Origin of the sequence: Vibrio sp. 10N.247.311.13 (genome assembly GCF_041467595.1) — a bacterium.
In the GTDB taxonomy this organism is placed as follows: Bacteria; Pseudomonadota; Gammaproteobacteria; order Enterobacterales; family Vibrionaceae; genus Vibrio; species Vibrio crassostreae_C.
The window spans coordinates 65114-86787 of record NZ_JBFSUX010000011.1; the positions used below are offsets into that span (position 1 = coordinate 65114).

The 21674-nt window shown below is 46.9% G+C and carries 9 protein-coding genes; 5 read left to right on the forward strand and 4 right to left on the reverse strand.

The window, feature by feature from the left end; all coding sequences use genetic code 11:
• The first annotated feature begins 77 nt into the window (after positions 1-77).
• Positions 78-251, forward strand: coding sequence for a hypothetical protein (locus AB6E52_RS07250; protein ID WP_017060624.1), 174 nt, complete (start codon positions 78-80; stop codon positions 249-251).
• Positions 252-305: 54 nt separating this feature from the next.
• On the opposite strand, the gene AB6E52_RS07255 is transcribed toward AB6E52_RS07250, so the two are convergent.
• From AB6E52_RS07255 to AB6E52_RS07265, 3 genes are all read right to left on the reverse strand, one after another.
• Complete coding sequence (locus AB6E52_RS07255; protein WP_004736074.1) at positions 306-1667, reverse strand: TRAP transporter large permease; 1362 nt, start codon at positions 1665-1667, stop codon at positions 306-308.
• A gap of 2 nt (positions 1668-1669) precedes the next feature.
• Positions 1670-2425 (reverse strand): TRAP transporter small permease, encoded by a 756-nt coding sequence (locus AB6E52_RS07260; RefSeq protein WP_054548189.1) that lies wholly within the window; start codon positions 2423-2425, stop codon positions 1670-1672.
• A 65-nt stretch (positions 2426-2490) separates the two neighbouring features.
• A complete protein-coding gene (locus tag AB6E52_RS07265; protein WP_004736072.1) occupies positions 2491-3486 on the reverse strand; it encodes a TRAP transporter substrate-binding protein in 996 nt (331 codons plus the stop codon).
• Positions 3487-3832: 346 nt separating this feature from the next.
• On the opposite strand from AB6E52_RS07265, the gene AB6E52_RS07270 reads away from it, so the two are divergent.
• Positions 3833-4240, forward strand: coding sequence for a thioesterase family protein (locus tag AB6E52_RS07270; protein WP_004736070.1), 408 nt, complete (start codon positions 3833-3835; stop codon positions 4238-4240).
• Positions 4241-4315: 75 nt separating this feature from the next.
• Here the strand turns inward: AB6E52_RS07270 and AB6E52_RS07275 are convergent, their stop codons facing one another.
• Positions 4316-5128, reverse strand: coding sequence for a 4'-phosphopantetheinyl transferase superfamily protein (locus tag AB6E52_RS07275; RefSeq protein WP_017060627.1), 813 nt, complete (start codon positions 5126-5128; stop codon positions 4316-4318).
• 721 nt (positions 5129-5849) lie between these two features.
• Here AB6E52_RS07275 and AB6E52_RS07280 point away from each other — a divergent pair.
• From AB6E52_RS07280 to AB6E52_RS07290, 3 genes are read left to right on the forward strand one after another with little or no spacing between them, the layout of a single operon-like run.
• On the forward strand, positions 5850-13673 hold the full coding sequence (locus tag AB6E52_RS07280; RefSeq protein WP_102320186.1) for a type I polyketide synthase: 7824 nt from the start codon (positions 5850-5852) through the stop codon (positions 13671-13673).
• Positions 13673-15721 (forward strand): PfaB family protein, encoded by a 2049-nt coding sequence (locus AB6E52_RS07285; RefSeq protein WP_102320187.1) that lies wholly within the window; start codon positions 13673-13675, stop codon positions 15719-15721. The genes AB6E52_RS07280 and AB6E52_RS07285 overlap by 1 nt, the downstream gene beginning before the upstream one ends.
• The gene (locus tag AB6E52_RS07290; protein ID WP_102320188.1) at positions 15718-21660 is read left to right on the forward strand and encodes a beta-ketoacyl synthase N-terminal-like domain-containing protein; all 5943 of its coding nucleotides are present in this window, start codon (positions 15718-15720) and stop codon (positions 21658-21660) included. The genes AB6E52_RS07285 and AB6E52_RS07290 overlap by 4 nt, the downstream gene beginning before the upstream one ends.
• Positions 21661-21674 lie beyond the last annotated feature (14 nt).

Sequence of the window (21674 nt, forward strand, 5' to 3'; positions counted from 1 at the left end):
TTAGATTTGGGAGCAAGATCACCTATACTTATTTTGATAACAGGATGTTATGCAATCAAAGTAATAAGGAAATAACTATGGGTGAGAAAACAAAAGTGCCATCGATTACCGATACTTTCGAGATAGATGGTATTTTTTATGCTGACAATCATGTCGATCTACACACGCCAGAATTAGAGGCAAAACGCGCTTTGTATGAGCAGATAAAGCCTCATTCAAATCGTGGCAGAAATATAGATGAGGAGGTCTAGCGACCTCCTCATTTTTTATGGATTAAATTCCATGTCAGTGAATGACTCAAATAGCTACTTGGTTATGATCTCTGGTCCCATCAAGGTGGTTGGTAACCATGTTGATACCCAAGGTACGTAAGTGACGATAATCAGGAATAAGAACATCACCCCAACCCACGGCAATGCGGCTTTTACCACGTTCATCATCGACATCTTCGCGACCCCGGCGGTCACAAACAAATTGAGCCCAACAGGCGGCGTTATCATCCCTATCTCCATGTTCACCACCATCATGATACCTAGGTGAATTGGGTCGATACCGAGCGCAATTGCAATTGGGAATACCAAAGGAGCAACGATGATCAGCAAGCCTGATGGCTCCATGAACTGCCCACCAATCAAGAGTAAAACGTTTACTACAATCAAAAAGGTGATCGGACCCAAGCCCGCAGATAGCATAGACTCAGTGATCATTTGAGGAATGCGTTCTTCGGTCAGTACATGCTTAAGAATCAGAGCATTGGCAATGATAAACAGCAGCATGATCGTCAGCTTGCCTGCATCGTAAAGTGTGTCTTTGGTGTCTTTATGGAAAAACGTTTGGAACACCTTAACCAAAGCAGGCTTTGTATTCTTCTTGTCAGCGAAAGGCCCCATATCTTTATAGATAAAGTTGGCAATAAAGAACGCGTATACCGCTGCAACAGCCGCCGCTTCCGTCGGCGTAAAGATACCGCCGTAGATACCACCCAAAATGATGACAATCAGTAGCAGACCCCAACTTGCGTCTTTTGCTGCTGCGAACATCTCACCCCAGCCCACAAACGGCTGTGCAGGAATCTTCTTAATACGTGCTGCAATGTAGATAGCAATCATCAACATCACACCCGCCAACAGACCAGGAATAACGCCACCGAGGAACATACGACCTACCGATACATCGGTCGCCGCAGCGTAAACAACCATAACAATTGACGGTGGAATCAAGATACCCAAAGTACCCGCATTACAGATAACCCCTGCCGCGAATTCTTTTGTGTAACCGTTTTTGATCATACCAGCGATAACAATACTACCGATTGCTACTACCGTTGCTGGAGACGATCCAGATAACGCTGCGAACATCATACATGCCACAACCGACGCCATCGCTAAACCGCCGCGGAACCAGCCGACCATTGCGATAGCAAAACGGATAATACGTTTCGCCACACCGCCAGTGGACATGAAGCTAGAGGCCAAGATAAAGAAAGGGATCGCTAAGAGTGTGTAGTGGCCTGCAAATGCATTAAACAGCGTTTGTGCAACCGAAGCTAGTGACGCATCAGAGTGCATCAACAAGAATATGACACTTGATAAACCAAGGGAAATCGCAATTGGTACACCGACCAACATGAAAGCAATTACCATTAAAAATAGAAATAACATTGCCATGATTAGTCTTCCTTACCGTTAGATTTTGTACCCGACTCGTTCGCCTTGTTTTGCTTAGTCGAATCCAATACCGCTGTCGCGTCTTCATCAGAACCCGCTAACACATCAGCTTTCAATGCATCCAGCTCTTCTTCGGCTTCATGGCCTGCAATCATGCGGTCAAGCTTGCCCGTCGCCACTTGATAAGCGATTTGGATGAATCGGAACGTCAGCATTGCCATACCAATCGGCAGCGCCATATAAGGAATAAAACGTGGCAGTTTCTCGTATCGCTCGCCTTCATTCAGCCAGTCGGCAAGAAACTGAAGCATCTCGGGCATTGGAATATCATCGGTCTCGTACCAAGCGCGCTCAGTCGCGAACGGGTACCAGTAATTCCAAGAACCGATAAGAAGTAAGATTGAGAATGCTAAGCAGCTTGTGACGGCGATTAACGCATACACTTTACGCAGCTTTTCTGGGGCAAGGTTAATGATCACATCAACGCCAATGTGGAAGTGTTTTTTAACGCCATAAGATGCGCCCACTAACACCATCCAAGCGAACATGAACACAGTCAGTTCTAGTGCCCACAAGATATTGCCATTGAATGCGTATCTGAATACCACATTAGCAAAAGTAAGTAGCGTCATTGCGCCAAGGAAAAATGCGATTAATGACTCTTCAATCACATCCGTAACTCTTCCGACTTTGGAAAAAAGAGAGGTTTCCAGTGCTGATTCGCTAGAATTTGGTTGTTCCATTTGAGGATTATCCATAATTGACTCCGCTTATAGTTATTTTAATAAGGAGTGGCGAAATGCACGCCACTCCCTTAGCGGTGTTATTGGTTTGAAGCTAACGCTGCATCGATAAGGTCTGAACCGATGTCTTTTTCAAACTTCTTCCATACTGGTTGAAGTGCAGCTACCCATGCTTCACGCTGTTCAGGCGTAAGTGTACGAACCTCACCACCGGCTTCGATGATGTTATTTTTGTTCGCTAGGTTAACTTTTGAAGATTCTGCATTACGTGTTTCAGAGACTTCTTGAACGATAGTGCCAAGCTGTGTACGTACATCTTCAGGTAGGTCTTTCCAGAAGTCGTTTGACGTTACCACTAGGTAATCCAAGATACCGTGATTGGTTTCAGTTACGCCGTCTTGTACTTCAAAGAACTTCTTACCGTAGATGTTTGACCATGTGTTCTCTTGACCATCGATAACCTTAGTTTGCAGGCCACCATAAACTTCTTTGAAAGACATCTTCTGTGGGTTAGCGCCTAGTTGTTCAAACTGAGCCACCAATACGTCTGATGCTTGAACACGGAATTTCAAGCCTTCCGCGTCTTCAGGATTGATAAGAGGTTTGTTTGCTGACATCTGTTTCATGCCATTGTGCCAAAACGCAAGACCTTGCAGGCCACGACGCTTCATCGCATTCTTCAGTTTTTCGCCAGATTCTGAGTTTTGGAAACGGTCAACGGCTTCTACGTCTTCAAATAGGAAAGGAAGGTCAAAAATGCGGTATTTCTTAGTGAACTTCTCAAATTTAGACAACGATGGCGCCGCCATTTGAACATCACCATTTAACAGGGCTTCCAGTACCTTATTATCATCGTAAAGTGTTGAGTTAGGGAAAACTTGCATACAAGCTTTGCCATTCATTTCCGTGTTTACTCGCTCTTCCAGTAAAGAAGCGGCAATGCCTTTCGGGTGCTTATCCGTATTGGTTACATGACTGAATTTAATCACGATTTCACCTGGATCACAGTTTGCAGCAGCATTAAAACTTGTGAGCGCCAGAGCAGAGACAGACAGCAGGGTAAGAGGCTTAAACATTATTATTCTCCTTAGTAAACAAAACAGCCCTTCAATGGGAACTGCGTGCTTTCACTAAGGCAATTAGCGCGCCACATTGACACAAATCATTAACAACCCTTTAACCATAAGGCTTCATGATATCTGCCTGCTGCAATCACCAACTCGCTGCAAAAATCAATGGGTGGGAAATGACACATAGAATATTTGTAAATGGGTGGAAGCTGACCAATGTAATAGTAATGAATGAGGTCTGACCAAAAGCCACATTGCCGATGATACCTTGAAGTAATTTCGACCTATCCTGTAGAGTGCTGCACAACTTAGTCAGATTTACAGCCCCACTACTTACCAAGAGTTGATACTAATGAGTCAGATCTACCATCACCCAGTACAAATTTACTATGAAGATACCGATCACTCAGGTGTGGTTTATCACCCTAACTTTCTAAAATACTTTGAGCGTGCGCGCGAACATGTCTTGGGTAGCGATAAACTGGCGGAATTGTGGAACGAGCACGGACTAGGTTTTGCGGTCTATAAAGCCAACATGACTTTTCAAGATGGTGTTGAATTCGCTGAGATCTGCGACATCCGAACCTCTTTTGAACTCGATGGCAAATACAAAACGCTATGGCGACAAGAAGTGTGGCGTAAAGATGCAACCAAACCCGCTGTGATTGGTGATATCGAAATGGTCTGTTTAGATAAAGACAAACAACTTCAGCCTGTACCCGCAGAAGTATTAAAAGCGATGCTTGGCGAAACGAGTTAGCCAATATTACGAATGGCTGAGAGCGAGCCGTGTTCAAGATTAGAAGCTAAAGGTTCTAGTGTAACGAACGTAAACTCAGCCAAGTAGCTTCGATTTGGGGAAGCACTTAATCTCTAATTGCATAGGAAGCGTTGCACCACCAAGCGTCACGGCAAATCGAAACTGGTTATCCAGCCTTCCTAAACTGCATTGCCAATCTGTTGAAGTATTGTCATTTTCAGCAGCATCCAACCCTACACCGTTATGGACAATGATTCCTCCATGTAACTCTGGTCGTAAACCCGACGAATGAACTGGCAGCGTTTGTTGAGTTAGATTGGAAAAATCGAACGAAAAACTTTTCAATGATGTGGCCAACCCCTTACCTGTCGCTTTGATGTACGACTCTTTCAGTGCCCACAAATCAAAAAAACGTTCTCTTTGAGATACCTCATCCAGCTCGAGTAAATCGTTAATCTCAAATTCCGAAAAGTAATGCTTCATGATCGCCGCGATGTTGGTCGAGCTTCTTGCATGTTCTATATCCACCCCAAGCTGTAGTGGTTGCCCTTTCGTTCGGCAGACAGCAATCAGTAAATGATCTTGACTGTGGCTAATATTGAAATTCAGTCCGGTTTTGTGTTGCTGCTCTGCAATCAAGCTTGGTTTGCCTTTTTCACCATACTCAAATCGCCACTCTTCAGCCGTCAAATCAGAGTAGATCGACAGAACCTCTCGTAAGTAGTTACGAACATAGAGCGCTTGGATCTGAGATGAAGGCATTCGATAACGCTCAACCTTAGCGACTTCATCGTCGGTCAGTTTCTGTTTAAGGCACGACACATGATCAGTACCTTCATCCAAATTGCTTAGAGAACAAAGCCACAAATCAACGACTGGTGTTTCCATCTTTTGAGCACTCACTTCTTAAAAATCACTATTCATAAAGCCATCAATAAAACATCAAAACGAACAAATTTAACTCACCTATGTTTTGAGAGAAACATAGAGAATTTGGGCAGGAAACACCCTTCATATGCGGACTTAAAACTAATTTTTCAAATAATAACAAATTAAAACACAGATCACACTTAGCCTTACGGAACAGTCATCTATTAAATGTTACTTACAAAAACATGACATAGATCTCACCAAGTCAAAAAATAGAGCATAAACACTAAAAAACTACTCATATCCATTAATTATCAATAAGTTAATTGCATTAAAAATACAAAAAACAAAAGTTCAGTAAAATCATCTGGTCTGAACAGATCATAGTGGCCTCTGGGAGCATTGTATCGGCCACTCACCTCGGGTAGCCTGCTCAACCATTAAACAAATTCACACGTTTTTATTGCGGATACCTGCTTTGCATAAAGCAGTACTTTGGACAGGATTTAAATGGACATTAACCTCACATTCGAATACCCCCTTCACGCATGAAACACGTTCTCAACGTCTGCAAGTCAATGAACTTCGCACCCCCTATTTCAGTCAGGTGGCCAACTTTCGGCAGCCTTACTCTTCAGCTGCGTTTGCCCAAATCTGTTTCAGATTTATTTTCGATTCAATTAAAAGCGCAGCCTCAAAACACGACATCGCCCTCAGTGATTTCAAGTGGAGACTCATAATGAGCCAACCCGAAAAAAATACACCGGAATCAGTCGACGACACTCGACTTAATAAACGTCTTAAAGACATGCCTATTGCTATCGTTGGTATGGCAAGCATGTTTGCGAACTCTCGCTACCTAAACAAATTCTGGGATTTGATCAGCGAAAAGATCGATGCAATTACCGAAGTGCCTGATACACACTGGCGCCCAGAAGATTACTACGATTCAGATCGTACTACGCCAGACAAATCTTACTGTAAGCGCGGTGGCTTCATCCCAGAAGTTGACTTCAACCCTATGGAATTCGGCCTTCCGCCAAATATCCTAGAACTGACTGATACGTCACAGCTGCTATCTCTGATCGTGGCAAAAGAAGTACTTGAAGATGCGAAACTTCCTGAAGGTTACGATCGCGATAAGATCGGTATTACACTCGGTGTAGGCGGTGGTCAGAAGATCGCTCAAAGCTTGAATGCTCGTCTTCAATACCCTGTTTTGAAAAAAGTCTTCAAGAGCAGTGGCATCAACGACGAAGACAGCGAAATGCTGATCAAAAAATTCCAAGACCAATACATCCACTGGGAAGAGAACTCATTCCCTGGTTCATTAGGTAACGTAATTTCAGGTCGTATTGCTAACCGCTTTGACCTTGGTGGCATCAACTGTGTAGTAGATGCTGCGTGTGCAGGTTCTCTAGCCGCAATGCGCATGGCACTGAGCGAGCTGGTTGAAGGCCGCAGTGAAATGATGATCACTGGTGGTGTGTGTACTGATAACTCACCAACCATGTACATGAGCTTCTCTAAAACCCCAGCATTCACTACAAACGAAACCATTCAACCTTTCGACATCGATTCAAAAGGTATGATGATTGGTGAAGGCATCGGCATGGTTGCTCTTAAGCGCCTTGAAGATGCTGAACGTGACGGCGACAGAATCTACTCAGTGATTAAAGGTGTCGGTTCTTCTTCGGATGGTAAGTTCAAGAGTATTTACGCGCCTCGCCCTGAAGGACAAGCAAAAGCACTCAAACGTGCTTATGATGATGCAGGTTTCGCACCGCACACGCTTGGCCTACTAGAAGCGCACGGCACAGGTACTGCAGCAGGCGATGTTGCTGAATTTGGTGGCTTAAACTCGGTATTCAGTGAGAACAATGAAGAGAAGCAACACATTGCGTTAGGCTCTGTGAAATCTCAAATTGGTCACACTAAATCAACCGCGGGTACTGCAGGTTTAATCAAAGCTGCCTTAGCACTGCACCACAAAGTACTGCCGCCAACGATTAACGTATCGGCTCCGAATCCTAAACTGGATATCGGAAACTCGCCGTTCTACCTAAACACACAAACGCGCCCTTGGATGAAACGTGTCGACGGCACACCACGCCGTGCAGGTATCAGCTCATTCGGTTTTGGTGGCACTAACTTCCACGTGGTATTGGAAGAGTACACACCAGAGCACACTCGCGGTGACAAATACCGTCAACGCCAAGTGCCGCAAACTCTGTTATTCAGCGCAGAATCTCGTCAAGCACTGATCAATGAACTTAAACAGGTTTCAACTCAAACTGCAGATGCAGCGTTCAAACTGGAAGCGCTTGCTGAGCAACACGCTCTACGCGAAGTTGACGCTAAGCATGCTCGTCTTGGTTTAGTTGTAACTGACCAAGCAGACCTTCAAGCGCAACTGACTCAAGCGATTCCTATGCTTGAGAGCCAAACCAAAGCACATTGGCAGATGCCAAACGGTACTAGCTACCGTGAGTCAGCACTGATTGCTGAAAACGGCACTAGTAAAGTAGCAGCGCTATTTGCAGGTCAAGGTTCGCAATATCTCAACATGGGTCGCGAGCTTGCTTGTCATTACCCAGAGATGCGCCAACAGCTTGCTCAAGCGGACCAAGTATTTGGTCAGCACAAGAAGACGGCTCTGTCCCAAATTCTATTCCCCATTCCAACCTTCACACCAGAAGCAACCAAAGCTCAAGAAGCGGTGTTAACCAACACGGCCAATGCGCAAAGTGCAATTGGTACTGTGTCTATGGGTCAGTTCGACATCATGACTCAAGCTGGCTTCAAAGCAGACATGGTTGCAGGCCACAGCTTTGGTGAACTAAGCGCACTATGTGCTTCGGGTGTTATCTCGCAAGACGATTACTACCAACTAGCTTTCGCTCGTGGCGATGCGATGGCGGCGACACCTGAACAAGGCGACAGCGGTACTATGTTTGCGGTCATTCTAGACGCAGACAAACTTCCAGCCGTTGAAAGCTGCATCAGCCAATTCGAAGGCGTGAGCATTGCCAACTACAACGCTCCGACTCAATTGGTTATTGCTGGTCCAACAGCAACCGTTCAGCAGGCAGCCCAAGCGCTAACTGAGCAAGGCTTCAAAGCAATTGCTCTGCCAGTATCTGGTGCTTTCCACACCCCGCTTGTTGCTCATGCTCAAAAGCCATTTGCAGCTGCAATTGATAAAGCTTCATTTAGCGCTCCAACGCTGCCGCTTTACTCAAACGCAACGGGCAAACTGCACAGCAAAGACGCTAAAGCGATTAAGAAAGCATTCAAACAACACATGCTGCAATCGGTTCGTTTCAGCGAGCAAATTGAAGCGATGTATGAAGCAGGCGCGCGCGTATTCGTTGAGTTCGGTCCGAAAAACATTCTTCAAAAGCTGGTTGAGAAAACACTGGCTGATAAAAACGAAGAACTTTACGCAATCAGCATCAACCCAAGCCCTAAAGGAGACAGTGACCAACAGCTTCGTTTAGCTGCGGTTCAACTGTGCGTGACAGGTGTTTCATTAGACAACATTGACCCTTACCAAGCTGACATTGCTGAACCTGCAAAGGCATCACCAATGAACATCAAGCTGAATGCAACCAACTACATCAGCCCTGCTACTCGTAAGAAAATGGATCAATCATTGGCTTCGGGCAACGTCACCGAAAAGACTGAGATTGTTCAAGTGAAAGTTGAAGTCGAGAAAATCGTGGAAAAAGAAGTGATTAAAACAGAAATCGTTGAAGTACCTGTGGCTGCTCCTCAAGCTTCAAATGTACAACAGTCAGTTGCAGCAGCGCCAAGTGCACAAGCAGCTCAGCAACCTCAAGTGGCACAACCTGCATCGGCGACTATTCAACCAACAGCTTCAGTAACGGTTGATGAGTCTTCACTGCAATCATTCTTCAATGCTCAACAACAAGCAGCAGAAGTACATCAGCAGTTCCTTGCAATTCCTCAGCAATACGGTGACACGTTCAACACCCTAATGTCTGAGCAAGCGAAAATGGCAACAGCAGGCGTAGCAATTCCTGAGAACCTACAGCGTTCTATGGAGATGTTCCACCAGCACCAAGCTGAAACGCTAAAAGCTCACGCTCATTACCTAGAAATGCAAGCGCACAGCAACAACTCAGCACTTAATATGCTGACACAAGGTTCAGTACAAACAGTACAACCAACCTTCGTTGCGCCAGTAAATGCTCAGCCAGTGATTCAAGCTCCAGCTACTCAAACTACTCCAGCAGCTATCGTTCAACAGCCTGTAGCTCAAGTGCAAACAGCTCCTGTACAAGCTGCGCCGGTTCAAAATACAACAGTTCAGAAAGCTCCAGTACAGAAAGCAGCTCCTGCACCACAAGTAGCGGCTCAAGCGGCAGCACAGGTTGCAGCTCAGCCTGTGCCAGTTAAAGCACAACCGGCTCCTGTGGCTGCACCAGTAGCAGTACAATCAGCCGATGCTGAAAAAGTGATGCTAGAAGTGGTCGCTGAGAAAACGGGTTACCCAACGGAAATGCTTGATCTAGAAATGGACATGGAAGCAGACCTTGGTATCGACTCAATCAAGCGCGTAGAAATCCTTGGTACCGTTCAAGACGAAATGCCAAACCTACCTGAGCTGAACCCTGAAGATTTAGCTGAGTGTCGTACTCTTGGCGAAATCGTTACTTACATGAACAGCAAGATGCCAGCATCAGCGCCTGTTGCAGCACAGCCAAGCGCAGCCGCTCCTGTTCAAGCAGCAAATGGCCTTGATGCGAAAGTCGTTCAACAAACCATGCTAGAAGTGGTTGCTGAGAAGACAGGTTACCCAACGGAAATGCTTGATCTAGAAATGGATATGGAAGCTGACCTTGGTATCGATTCAATCAAGCGTGTTGAGATTCTTGGTACGGTTCGAGATGAACTGCCTACTCTTCCAGAGCTAAACCCTGAAGACTTAGCTGAGTGTCGCACTCTTGGCGAAATCGTTAACTACATGAACAGCAAGCTTCCAGCTTCGGCTCCTGTAGTCGCTCAAACTGCAACAACTTCAGTGCAAGCAACTAGCGGACTAGATGCAGCTGTTGTTCAGAAGACGATGTTAGAAGTGGTAGCAGAGAAGACGGGCTACCCGACTGAAATGCTAGATCTAGCAATGGATATGGAAGCCGACCTTGGTATCGATTCAATCAAGCGTGTTGAGATTCTTGGTACGGTTCAAGATGAATTACCGACTCTTCCAGAACTAAACCCTGAAGACTTAGCTGAATGTCGCACTCTAGGCGAAATCGTAGCCTACATGAACAGCAAGCTTCCAGCTTCTGCTCCAGTAGCAGCTCAAGCATCTGCGCCAGCAGTATCAAACGGTTTAAACGCAGAACAAGTTCAAAGCACAATGTTGAGCGTAGTAGCGGATAAAACGGGCTACCCAACAGAAATGCTCGACCTAGCAATGGACATGGAAGCTGACCTTGGCATCGACTCAATCAAACGTGTTGAGATCCTTGGTACGGTTCAAGACCAACTACCAACCTTGCCAGAGCTAAACCCTGAAGACCTAGCTGAGTGTCGTACTCTGGGTGAAATTGTAGACTACATGAACAGCAAGCTAGCTCCGAATTCGGAAGCAGCGACAGTAGCTCCTGCTCCAGAAGCCGCTGTAGAAAGCACGAGCAACGACCTAAACCCTGCTCACGTTCAATCAACTATGATGGAAGTGGTTGCCGACAAAACAGGCTACCCAGCAGAAATGCTCGACCTAGCGATGGACATGGAAGCTGACCTTGGTATCGATTCGATTAAACGCGTTGAGATCTTGGGTACGGTTCAAGACCAGCTACCAACGCTGCCAGAGCTAAACCCTGAAGACTTAGCTGAGTGTCGTACTCTTGGTGAAATCGTTACCTACATGCAAAGCAAGCTATCCGTTGCTGCACCTGTAGCGACTGCTAAAGCTGAATCAGTAACGCCTATCGCAGAAACAGCGACAGCGGAACTTCCTCCACACAATGAGGTAGCGCTAAAAAAGCTACCAGCGGCAGATAAACTCGTCGATTGTTTCTCAAAAGACGCTTGTGTCGTGATCACAGATGATGGTCACAACGCCGGTGTTCTAGCAGAAAAGTTGACCGCTAACGGCATTCAAGTTGCTGTAGTGCGTAGTGCTCTTTCTGCCGCGTCACCTTTAAACAGTGAAATCGCAAGCTACACACTCAACAGCGTCGATGATGCTGGTGTGACTGCAGTTATTAACGACATCGAAGCAGACCTTAAAACGTCGAACAAAGTGATTGCTGGCTTCATTCACCTACAAGCTATCGTTGATGCTAAACAAAGCAACGAGCAAGCGGTTAACTTGAATGCAGACTCAAGAGCTTCACTGACGACAGCGTTCTTATTCGCCAAGCACCTAAATGGCCAACTGAATGCCGTTTCTGGTCGTAGCGTGTTCTTCACACTAAGCCGTATCGATGGTGGCTTTGGTTACCTAGATACTAAGCAATTAGCGAATGCAGAACTTAACCAAGCGGCTCTATCTGGTCTAACTAAGACACTGAGCCATGAATGGTCAAACGTATTCTGCCGTGCATTGGATGCTGACGCTTCTATTGATGCTCGTCACCTAGCTGAAGCTATCACAGGTGAACTGTTCGATATCGATACCAACACGGTTGAAATCGGCCTTAGCCATACGGAAAACGGTGAATCTGGTCGTGCAACACTGATTGCGACAACACCAGGCGCTGCACAAACTAAAAACACAGGCGCTCAACTCACCAAGAGCGACAAAGTTCTCGTAACTGGTGGCGCTAAAGGCGTGACGTTTGAATGTGCACTGACGCTTGCTAAGCAATGTAAATCTCATTTCGTTCTTGCAGGTCGTAGTAAGCATATTACTTCAGTTGAGCTACCTCAGTGGGCACAAGGTAAGCAAGAGAAAGAGCTAAAACCAGCGGCTATCGCTCACCTACAAGCAACAGGTGACAAACCAACGCCGAAGAAAGTAGATGCCTTGCTAAAACCTGTATTGAGCAGCCTTGAAATCAACGCAGCACTTGCCGCTTTCAATGAGATCGGCGCGAGCGCTGAATACCTAAGCCTAGATGTATCGAACCATGAGTCAGTAGCAAAAACACTGGCAAACTTCGAAGGCATCACAGGTCTTATCCACGGTGCAGGTGTACTGGCTGACAAGCATATTCAAGACAAAACGCTTGATGAACTGAACATGGTTTACGGCACCAAAGTGGGCGGACTAGAAGCGGTTCTTGGTGGTCTTGATAGCAGCAAGCTAAAACTGATTGCGATGTTCTCTTCGGCGGCGGGTTTCTACGGAAACACAGGCCAAAGCGATTACTCAATGTCCAACGAGATCCTGAACAAAGCGGCTCTACAGCTGTCTGCTCGTAACCCTCAAGCGAAAGTGATGAGCTTCAACTGGGGACCGTGGGACGGTGGCATGGTCAACGCAGCACTAAAACGTATGTTTACAGAGCGCGGTGTGTACGTAATTCCTCTTCAGGCGGGTGCAGAGCTATTTAGTTCTCAACTACTGAACGAAACTGGCATTCAACTGCTGGTTGGTACGAGCATGCAAGGTTCTGACAACAAGGAAGCTGCTGTAAAAAAGCTTAATGCGGAGTCTGTGCACCTTGCAGAGAGTCCGCTGAATACAAGCATTACTGTGACACGTCATCTTGATCCAAAGGCATTGCCTTTCATTCAAGATCACTGCATTGCCGGTAACCCAGTGTTACCGACAGTGTGTGCCATCCAATGGATGCGTGAAGTCGCAGAGCAACTGTTAGGGGTGAACGTTAGCGTTCACAACTACAAACTGCTGAAAGGTGTGATTTTTGATACTGATGAAGTGAAAGAGCTGAAACTGGTTCTTTCCTCTGATGCTAAATCAAAAGATCAGCTAAAAGCAGTAATCAGCTGCCAAGGACGACCACAGTATCAAGCTCAGTTGCAAGTTGCCTCTGTGCAAATGTCTGAAGATGTTCAACAAGCGTCGACAAAACGCTTTGAAGCCAGCACTTCAGCACCTGTAACAACGGCACAAGCTCTATACAGTGACGGCACTCTGTTTCATGGACCAAGATTGCAAGGTATTACCTCAGTTGAGCGCTTTGACGACTTAGGCTTATTGGCTCAGTGCCAGTTGCCTCAGATTGAAAACAGCGACTGCGGATCATTTATTCCTAAGCAAGGCTTTGGCGATAGCCAACCATTTGCTGAAGATTATCTGTTGCAAGCCATGTTGGTATGGGCTCGATTGAAATACGGCGCGGCAAGCCTACCGTCTGCAATCGGTGAGTTTGTGTGTTACGCACCGATGCACAATGGTGACCAAGGTTGGCTAGAACTGAGCGTGATAAAAAGCACGACTCGTTCACTGCAAGCTGATATCTCGCTTTACCACCAAGATGGTCGTTTAAGCGCAGTAATGAAAGGTGCCAAAGTCACCATCAGCAAGAGCTTAAATGACGCATTTTTGCCAAAATCTAGCTCAGCAGTGCCGAAGAAAGAAGCGACTAAGAACCCAGAAAAGGAGCAATTGTCATAGTGACTGTTCCTACTAATAAAGCGATGCCATTGCGCATCGCTCTTTTAGCTCAGCCAGCAAACGCGGCTGAGCTTTCTGCCGACTTATTTCCCTCGTTCCCAGAGATGATAACTGTTGTGGTTGATGGCAATTTTAATCAAGCACTTGCTCACGCCATCGAGACAGTCAATCAAGGTAATGTCGTTAAGCTCTGTTTGGATCATCACTCACCATCATTGTTGATGTTAAGTGCGCTGAATGCTGCTCAGAATAAGATTCACCCACACGCGAATTTGGCGAGCTTTGTAGATACAGCTACCGGAAATAGCATTCAGCTAGCTCTGGATATTGCACGCCGCCCCGCTTCAGATTTAAGTCATCAACAGCAACACTCTGACTTATCGGCTTCGCAGCAGTTTGATGAATTGTTGAATATAGTTAATGCGATATCGAGCCGTTCATTACCGAGCCATTCATTACCTAACCATTACTGGTTCACTGAGCCAAACAAAGCACGTGTTGCTGCGTTAACTTTCAGTGACGATAGCCCAAAAGCCACCAGCCTGATATTGACTCAAGCGACCGGTTTGCACGAGCCAAAGCCATTGCTATCCAGCGAGAGTTTGATGTTTGTGGTTTCTGGCTGCGAGCAAACTGAATTGGTTTCTCAGTTGGCCTCACTAAGAGCTGAGCTTAAATGCGTTAGTGATTCGGCAGACAGAGAACTTGCTATCGCCAGCTTGATGTATTCAAACCTAAGTCATTTCCAAAGCGCTCAACACAATGCTGACTGTGGTGCGAATATCGTGATTCAGGCGGCTTCAATCGATGCTGCACTGCAAGAGATCACAGCGCTAGAAAATGCGTTGCCAAAAATAATGGCTGACAATAGCCAATACAAGACTCCAGCAGGCAGTTGTTTCTCACCAAAGCCTCAAAGCAAAGGTGGCGTTGCATTTGTTTACCCTGGTGTTGGCACGGTTTATCCAGGTATGTTGCGCGATTTTCACCACCATTTCCCACAGTTATTTGCTCGTTTAGAACGTGAGGGTAACTTGAAAGAGATGCTGCAGGCAGAGAAAACCTACGCTGAAGATTCGCAAGAAATGTCGCTTAGTGAATTGGCAATTGCCGGTGTAGGCAGTAGTTACCTGTTAACACAACTGCTATGTGATGAATTCAAAGTGCAGCCAGATTTCGCTTTGGGTTACTCCAAGGGTGAGGCTTCCATGTGGGCCAGCTTAAATGTTTGGAAAAACCCACATGCGCTGATTGAGATGACTCAAACTAGCCCTATTTTCACCACGGCAATTTCTGGCGAACTCACTGCAGTGCGTCAAGATTGGCAGCTGAACGGCGACGAAAGCATCCAATGGAACAGCTTTGTGGTTCGCAGTGATGCGCAAGCGATTGAGGCTCTGTTACCAGAGTTTCCACGCGCTTATCTCGCTATCATCCAAGGTGACACTTGCGTACTGGCAGGTTGTGAAAGCACATGTCGTGCATTGCTCAAAAAACTGGGTAAACGTGGCATTGCCGCGAATCGTGTTACCGCAATGCACACCACACCAGCATTGAGCCAACATAGCCAAGTGCGTAAGTTTTACACGCAACCACTGTTCGACGAATTGCCAAAGCATATCCGCTTTATCAGCGCAGCAGGTCTAACGACGGGCGCACCAATCAATATCGTCAGCGACAGCATCGCCCTTTCAATTGCCGATACTTTCTGTTCGACGCTGGATTTCACCGCGTTGATCCAGAGTGTGCGTCAGCAAGGTGCTCGTCTGTTTGTCGAAGTAGGTGCCGATCGTCAAACCAGCACATTGATCGACAAGATCAATCGTAGCGACAACGTAGCCGACCAGTACTGCACAATCGCTTCCAATGCCAAGGGTGGTGACGATATTGTCACGCTCATCAAGTGTATTGGCCAGCTCATTACTCATCAAATTCCACTGTCTGTCGAGCCACTTATTCAAGGGCTAGAACAACAGATCACCGCCGCTAAGCAATTACGTGGTGTGCCTCAAGGCAGCGCAGTGAATCATCAAGGAGAGCTAGTATGAGTTCTCAATCGAACCAGTATCAGGCTCAAACTAAGAATAAGCAGCAAGTGAAGTGCAATAAGATCGCGATTGTTGGTATTGCTAACCAGTATCCAGAAGCGGATACGCCAAAAGACTTTTGGCAAAACTTGCTAGATAAAAAAGATTCTCGCACCACATTAAGCGCTGAAAAGTTAGGTGCTAAACCTGAAAGCTATCAGGGCGTGCAAGGCGAATCAGACCGCTTTTACTGTGATAAAGGCGGCTACATCGAAAACTTCAATTTCGACAGCAATGGCTACCGCTTAACAGCTGAGTCATTCAACGGTGTTGACCAAAGTTTCCTATGGGCTTTGGACACCAGTCGTAAGGCTTTAGTCGACGCTGGCATTGATCTGAATGCCGATGTTTTAGAGCGCACAGGCGTGATCATGGGTGCCCTTTCGTTCCCAACCACACGCTCAAACGATCTGTTTCTGCCGATGTATCACTCGGTGGTCGAGAAAGCACTACAAGCTAAATTGGCTAATGACCAGTTTTCACTGCTGCCAACCAATGAAACCGTGCAAGACCTCAACCCGATCAACGGTGCGGCAGCACACAACGCCTCTAAGTTAGTGGCTGATGCATTGGGTTTAGGCAACGTCCAACTTAGCCTAGATGCCGCATGTGCAAGTTCCGTGTATTCATTGAAGTTAGCGTGTGATTACTTGAACACGGGCAAAGCCGACATGATGTTGGCGGGCGCAGTATCCGGTGCTGACCCATTCTTTATCAACATGGGTTTTTCCATCTTCCACGCTTACCCTGACCACAGTGTGTCGGTTCCGTTTGATAGCAACAGTAAAGGTCTATTTGCTGGCGAAGGTGCCGGTGTTTTAGTCCTAAAACGTTTGGCTGATGCAGAGCGTGATGGCGACAACATCTACGCAGTCGTCAGTGGAATCGGCTTGTCGAACGATGGCCGTGGTCAGTTCGTATTAAGCCCAAATAGCAAAGGACAAGTCCAAGCCTTTGAACGCGCTTACGAAGCTTCTAACCTAACACCAGACAGCATCGAAGTAATTGAGTGTCACGCAACCGGCACACCGTTAGGTGACAAGGTTGAGCTAACCTCAATGGAACGTTTCTTTGCTGACAAACTGAATGGTTCTAACCCGCCATTGATTGGCTCTGCGAAGTCCAACCTCGGTCACTTACTGACTGCGGCGGGTATGCCGGGGATCATGAAGATGATTTTTGCGATGAAAGAAGGTGTTCTTCCGCCAAGTATTAATTTGGACAAGCCGCTATCGTCGCCAGAAGGTTTATTTGGCTCACAGACGCTACCAACGCAAGTTCAACCTTGGCCAAGTAAAGCGGGCAACTCAGAGCGCTGTTCGGGTGTTTCTGTATTTGGTTTCGGTGGTTGTAACGCACACTTACTGCTTGAAGCGTACTCAGATAAGAGTCATGTAAACCAGACTCTAGAGTCGGCATCTCCAAGCCTACAGCCGTCTAATTTAAGCATTACTGGCCTAGCGTCTCACTTCGGTTCTCTGCAAAGCATCAACGCGCTGAGCACTGCGATTGAAACCAACAACGATGCTTTCATTGCTTTGCCTAAGAAGCGCTGGAAAGGTTTAGACCAACATCCAGAACTGCTGAATCAGTTTGGTTTACACGGCATTCCAAACGGGGCTTACATCGATCAATTCGACCTCGATTTCCTACGCTTCAAAGTACCGCCGAATGAAGATGACCGTTTGATCTCTCAGCAGTTGCTACTGATGAAAGTTGCAGACGAAGCGATCAAAGATGCCAAGCTTGTGGCAGGCCAAAAGGTTGCAGTACTGGTAGCGATGGAAACTGAGCTTGAGATGCACCAATTCCGTGGACGCGTAAACCTGCATAGCCAATTGGCTGACAGCTTTGCCAACATGGGTATTGAGCTAACACAAGACGAATACCAATCGCTAGAAACCATCGCGATGGACAGTGTGATGGACGCAGCCAAACTGAACCAATACACCAGTTTCATCGGCAATATCATGGCTTCGCGCATCTCTTCATTATGGGACTTTAATGGCCCTGCCTTTACGATTTCAGCCGCTGAACAGTCAGTTGCTCGTTGTGTCGATGTCGCGCAAAACCTGATGTCGCAAGAATCCATGGATGCAGTCGTGATTGCAGCCGTCGACCTAAGCGGCAGTGCGGAACATGTGATTCTGAAGAACAGCGTGAGCCCAGTGTCGCTTGATCCAAAATTCGGACAACCGCAAGACGGCAGTTGGAATGTGGGCGAAGGCGCAGGTGCAATTGTTCTTGTGGAAGAAGGTCGAGTAGCGAGCAACCAAGACACAGCTTACGGCAGCATTAACGCCTTGGCCTTTGGCTCAAGCGAGCGTAACAACGCCGTTGTTGATGAGTTACTGACTCAAGTCGGTATGAGCTCAAACGATGTTTCTCTGCTTGAGCTTAACCATGCACCTGAGTCTTTGTCACACGAGCTTGTATCTCTCAACTTAGAAGTTACCAAGACCACTCAAGCGAGCCAACGTGTTGGTCACTGCTCTGCAGCTTCTGGCATGGCAAGCCTGCTACACGGTCTCCTCAACCTGAACCTTGAGTCTCTGAATCCAAATATCAGCTCTAAGAGCGCGATTGTTGCCAACATCAGCGAAGGACAATGTTCACAGCTGCTACTAAGCCAGTCGAGTGTTGAATCTCAGTCACTTTCCGTTCGTTTAAGCAATGAACTGGCGGGCGATGCTAAACGTCAATTGGTTAAGCAAGTGACTCTTGGTGGTCGCGATATCTATCAACATATTGCCCAGACTCCAGTGACTAACTTGGCTGCAATTAAGCAGAAAGCTTCTGGTAAACAAGCAGCAAGAGTGGCGTCGGTTCCAACGACAGCAAGCATTCAAGTAGCCCTTGCGCAAAAAGAGTTAGAGAAGAAAGCATTAGCGCAGAACGCGGTAGAGCCAGTAATCGAAACTCCTACATCAGTATCCCCTACTCTGGCGCCAACTCGCCACAGTCAGCTAACAGGTAACCACAGCAATATGACTCATGTCCTATCCGCTAAAAATGGCGCGTCTCAAATCGACGCTAATACGGATGCAGCATCACAGCCGTCTGTAACACCATACAACCAAGCTTTTGCTCAAAATCAGCAAGCAACTCAGCAAGTACACAAAGCATTCCTGCACACACGTGCCCAAGGCATGCAGATGGCTGATGCGCTATTAAAAGCACAGTTAAACGCAATTACGTCTGGTTTAGATAGCTCAGCCCTTATTCAACAAACGAATGGTCAACAAACGCCAACTCAGCCTGTTCAAGCTCAACCAGCTCAGGTTCAGTCAGCGCCAGTAAACGCACTTGCGACACCAGCACCAGTAAAACCTATCCGTAAACCATGTATCTGGGATTACGATGATCTGGTTGAATACGCTGAAGGCGACATCGCCAATGTATTTGGCCCTGACTACGCGATCATCGATAGCTACTCGCGCCGCGTTCGCCTACCAACCACAGACTACCTATTGGTATCTCGTGTAACCAAGCTCAACGCGACAGTGAACGAATACAAGCCAAGCACCATGACCACAGAGTACGACATCCCAGTTGATGCGCCGTATCTTGTTGATGGTCAAATCCCTTGGGCTGTAGCGGTAGAATCTGGTCAGTGTGACCTAATGCTGATCAGCTACTTAGGCATTGATTTCGAAAACAAAGGCGAGCGTGTTTATCGCCTGCTTGATTGTACACTGACCTTCCTTGGCGACTTGCCTCGTGGTGGCGATACGCTGCGTTACGACATCTCAATCAACAGCTTTGCTCGCAATGGCGACACGCTACTGTTCTTCTTCTCGTACGAATGTTTCGTTGGCGACAAGATGATCCTGAAAATGGATAACGGCTGTGCGGGCTTCTTCACTGATGAAGAGCTAGCCGATGGCAAGGGCGTGATTCACACTGAAGATGAAATCAAGGCTCGTAAACTTGCCACTAAGCAACGTTTCGACCCTATGTTGCACTGCCCTAAAACCCAGTTTAACCACCAAGAACTGCGCCACCTACTGACTGCAAACATTGCAGAGTGTTTTGGCCCGACTCACCAATCTGATCGCCACCAGCCTTCTTTGTGCTTCAGCGCAGAGAAGTTCATGATGATCGAAAAGGTTAGCCGTGTTGAACCGCAAGGTGGCACATGGGGACTTGGTCTGATTGAAGGTCACAAACAGCTAGAGCCTGAGCACTGGTACTTCCCTTGTCACTTCAAAGATGACTCAGTAATGGCTGGCTCTTTGATGGCAGAAGGTTGTGGTCAACTGCTGCAATTCTTCATGATGCACCTTGGCATGCACACGCTTGTTCAAAATGGTCGTTTCCAACCGCTTGAAAATGCCCCTCAACAAGTACGCTGTCGTGGTCAAGTTCTACCACAATCGGCAGAACTGACTTACCGCATGGAAGTGACCGAGATTGGTCTAAGCCCTCGCCCATACGCGAAAGCTAACATCGATATTTTACTGAATGGCAAAGTGATTGTTGATTTCCAAAACTTGGGTGTGATGATCAAAGAAGATGACGAATGTACTCGTTACCTGCCTTCTTTAGAAACAGCTGTCGCGACTCCTGTTATCGAAAGCTTGGACCATAAAAGCTTGGGCCATACACCCGTCATTAATCAGCAGGCTTCAGCAAATGCGCCGTTGATGGCGCAAATTGAAGACCTAGAAACAGCGCCAAACAAAGGCGTGATTCCTCTTCAACATGTTGAAGCTCCGGTAACGCCTGATTACCCGAACCGCACACCCGATACGGTTCCATTCACGCCATATCACATGTTCGAATTCGCGACTGGCGACATCGAAAAATGTTTCGGCCCTGATTTCTCTATCTACCGTGGGATGATTCCACCACGTACTCCGTGTGGCGACTTGCAGTTAACCACTCGTGTCGTTGAGATCGACGGCAAGCGTGGCGACTTCAAGAAACCTTCATCGTGTATCGCTGAATACGAAGTGCCAGAAAATGCATGGTACTTTGATGAAAACAGCCACCATACCTTGATGCCTTACTCGGTGTTGATGGAGATTTCACTGCAGCCAAACGGCTTCATCTCTGGCTACATGGGCACCACACTAGGCTTCCCAGGTGAAGAACTGTTTTTCCGTAACCTAGACGGCAGCGGCAAAATGCTGCGTAACGTCGACTTGCGTGGCAAAACGATCACCAACGATTCTCGCCTGCTTTCAACCGTAATGATGGGTACAAACATCGTACAGAGCTTTAGCTTCGAACTGAGCACTGACGGCGTGCCATTCTACGAAGGTACAGCGGTATTTGGTTACTTCAAAGGCGCAGCACTGAAAGACCAACTGGGTTTGGACAACGGTAAGGTGACTCATCCTTGGCACGTTGATAACAACCGCACGCCGGATGTAAACATCAACCTGCTAGACAAAACGACGCGTTACTTCAATGCACCTGTCTCGTCTACTGGTGAAGTACAAGAGCACTACAAATTGGCCGGCGGTCGTTTGAACTTTATCGATACCGTGCAGATCACTAGCGATGGTGGTAAAGACGGTCTTGGTTACCTATACGCTGAGCGTACGATTGACCCAAGTGATTGGTTCTTCCAATTCCACTTCCATCAAGATCCTGTAATGCCAGGTTCTCTAGGTGTCGAAGCGATCATCGAGCTGATGCAAACCTATGCGCTAAACAAAGATCTTGGCGCTGACTTCCGCAATCCAAAGTTCGGTCAAATCCAATCTGAAGTGAAATGGAAATACCGTGGTCAGATTAACCCTCTGAACAAACAGATGTCTCTCGATGTACATATCACAGCGGTTAAAGACGAAGACGGCAAACGCACCATCGTTGGTGACGCAAACCTGAGCAAAGATGGTCTGCGTATTTACGAAGTGAAAGACATCGCCATTTGTATCGAAGAAGCATAAGCCTGACACGGAAC

Coding starts and splice junctions, on each gene's coding strand:
- AB6E52_RS07250 (WP_017060624.1), top strand. CDS start 78: ATGGGTGAGAAAACAAAAGTGCCATCGATTACCGATACTTTCGAGATA.
- AB6E52_RS07255 (WP_004736074.1), bottom strand. CDS start 1,667: ATGGCAATGTTATTTCTATTTTTAATGGTAATTGCTTTCATGTTGGTC.
- AB6E52_RS07260 (WP_054548189.1), bottom strand. CDS start 2,425: ATGGATAATCCTCAAATGGAACAACCAAATTCTAGCGAATCAGCACTG.
- AB6E52_RS07265 (WP_004736072.1), bottom strand. CDS start 3,486: ATGTTTAAGCCTCTTACCCTGCTGTCTGTCTCTGCTCTGGCGCTCACA.
- AB6E52_RS07270 (WP_004736070.1), top strand. CDS start 3,833: ATGAGTCAGATCTACCATCACCCAGTACAAATTTACTATGAAGATACC.
- AB6E52_RS07275 (WP_017060627.1), bottom strand. CDS start 5,128: ATGGAAACACCAGTCGTTGATTTGTGGCTTTGTTCTCTAAGCAATTTG.
- AB6E52_RS07280 (WP_102320186.1), top strand. CDS start 5,850: ATGAGCCAACCCGAAAAAAATACACCGGAATCAGTCGACGACACTCGA.
- AB6E52_RS07290 (WP_102320188.1), top strand. CDS start 15,718: ATGAGTTCTCAATCGAACCAGTATCAGGCTCAAACTAAGAATAAGCAG.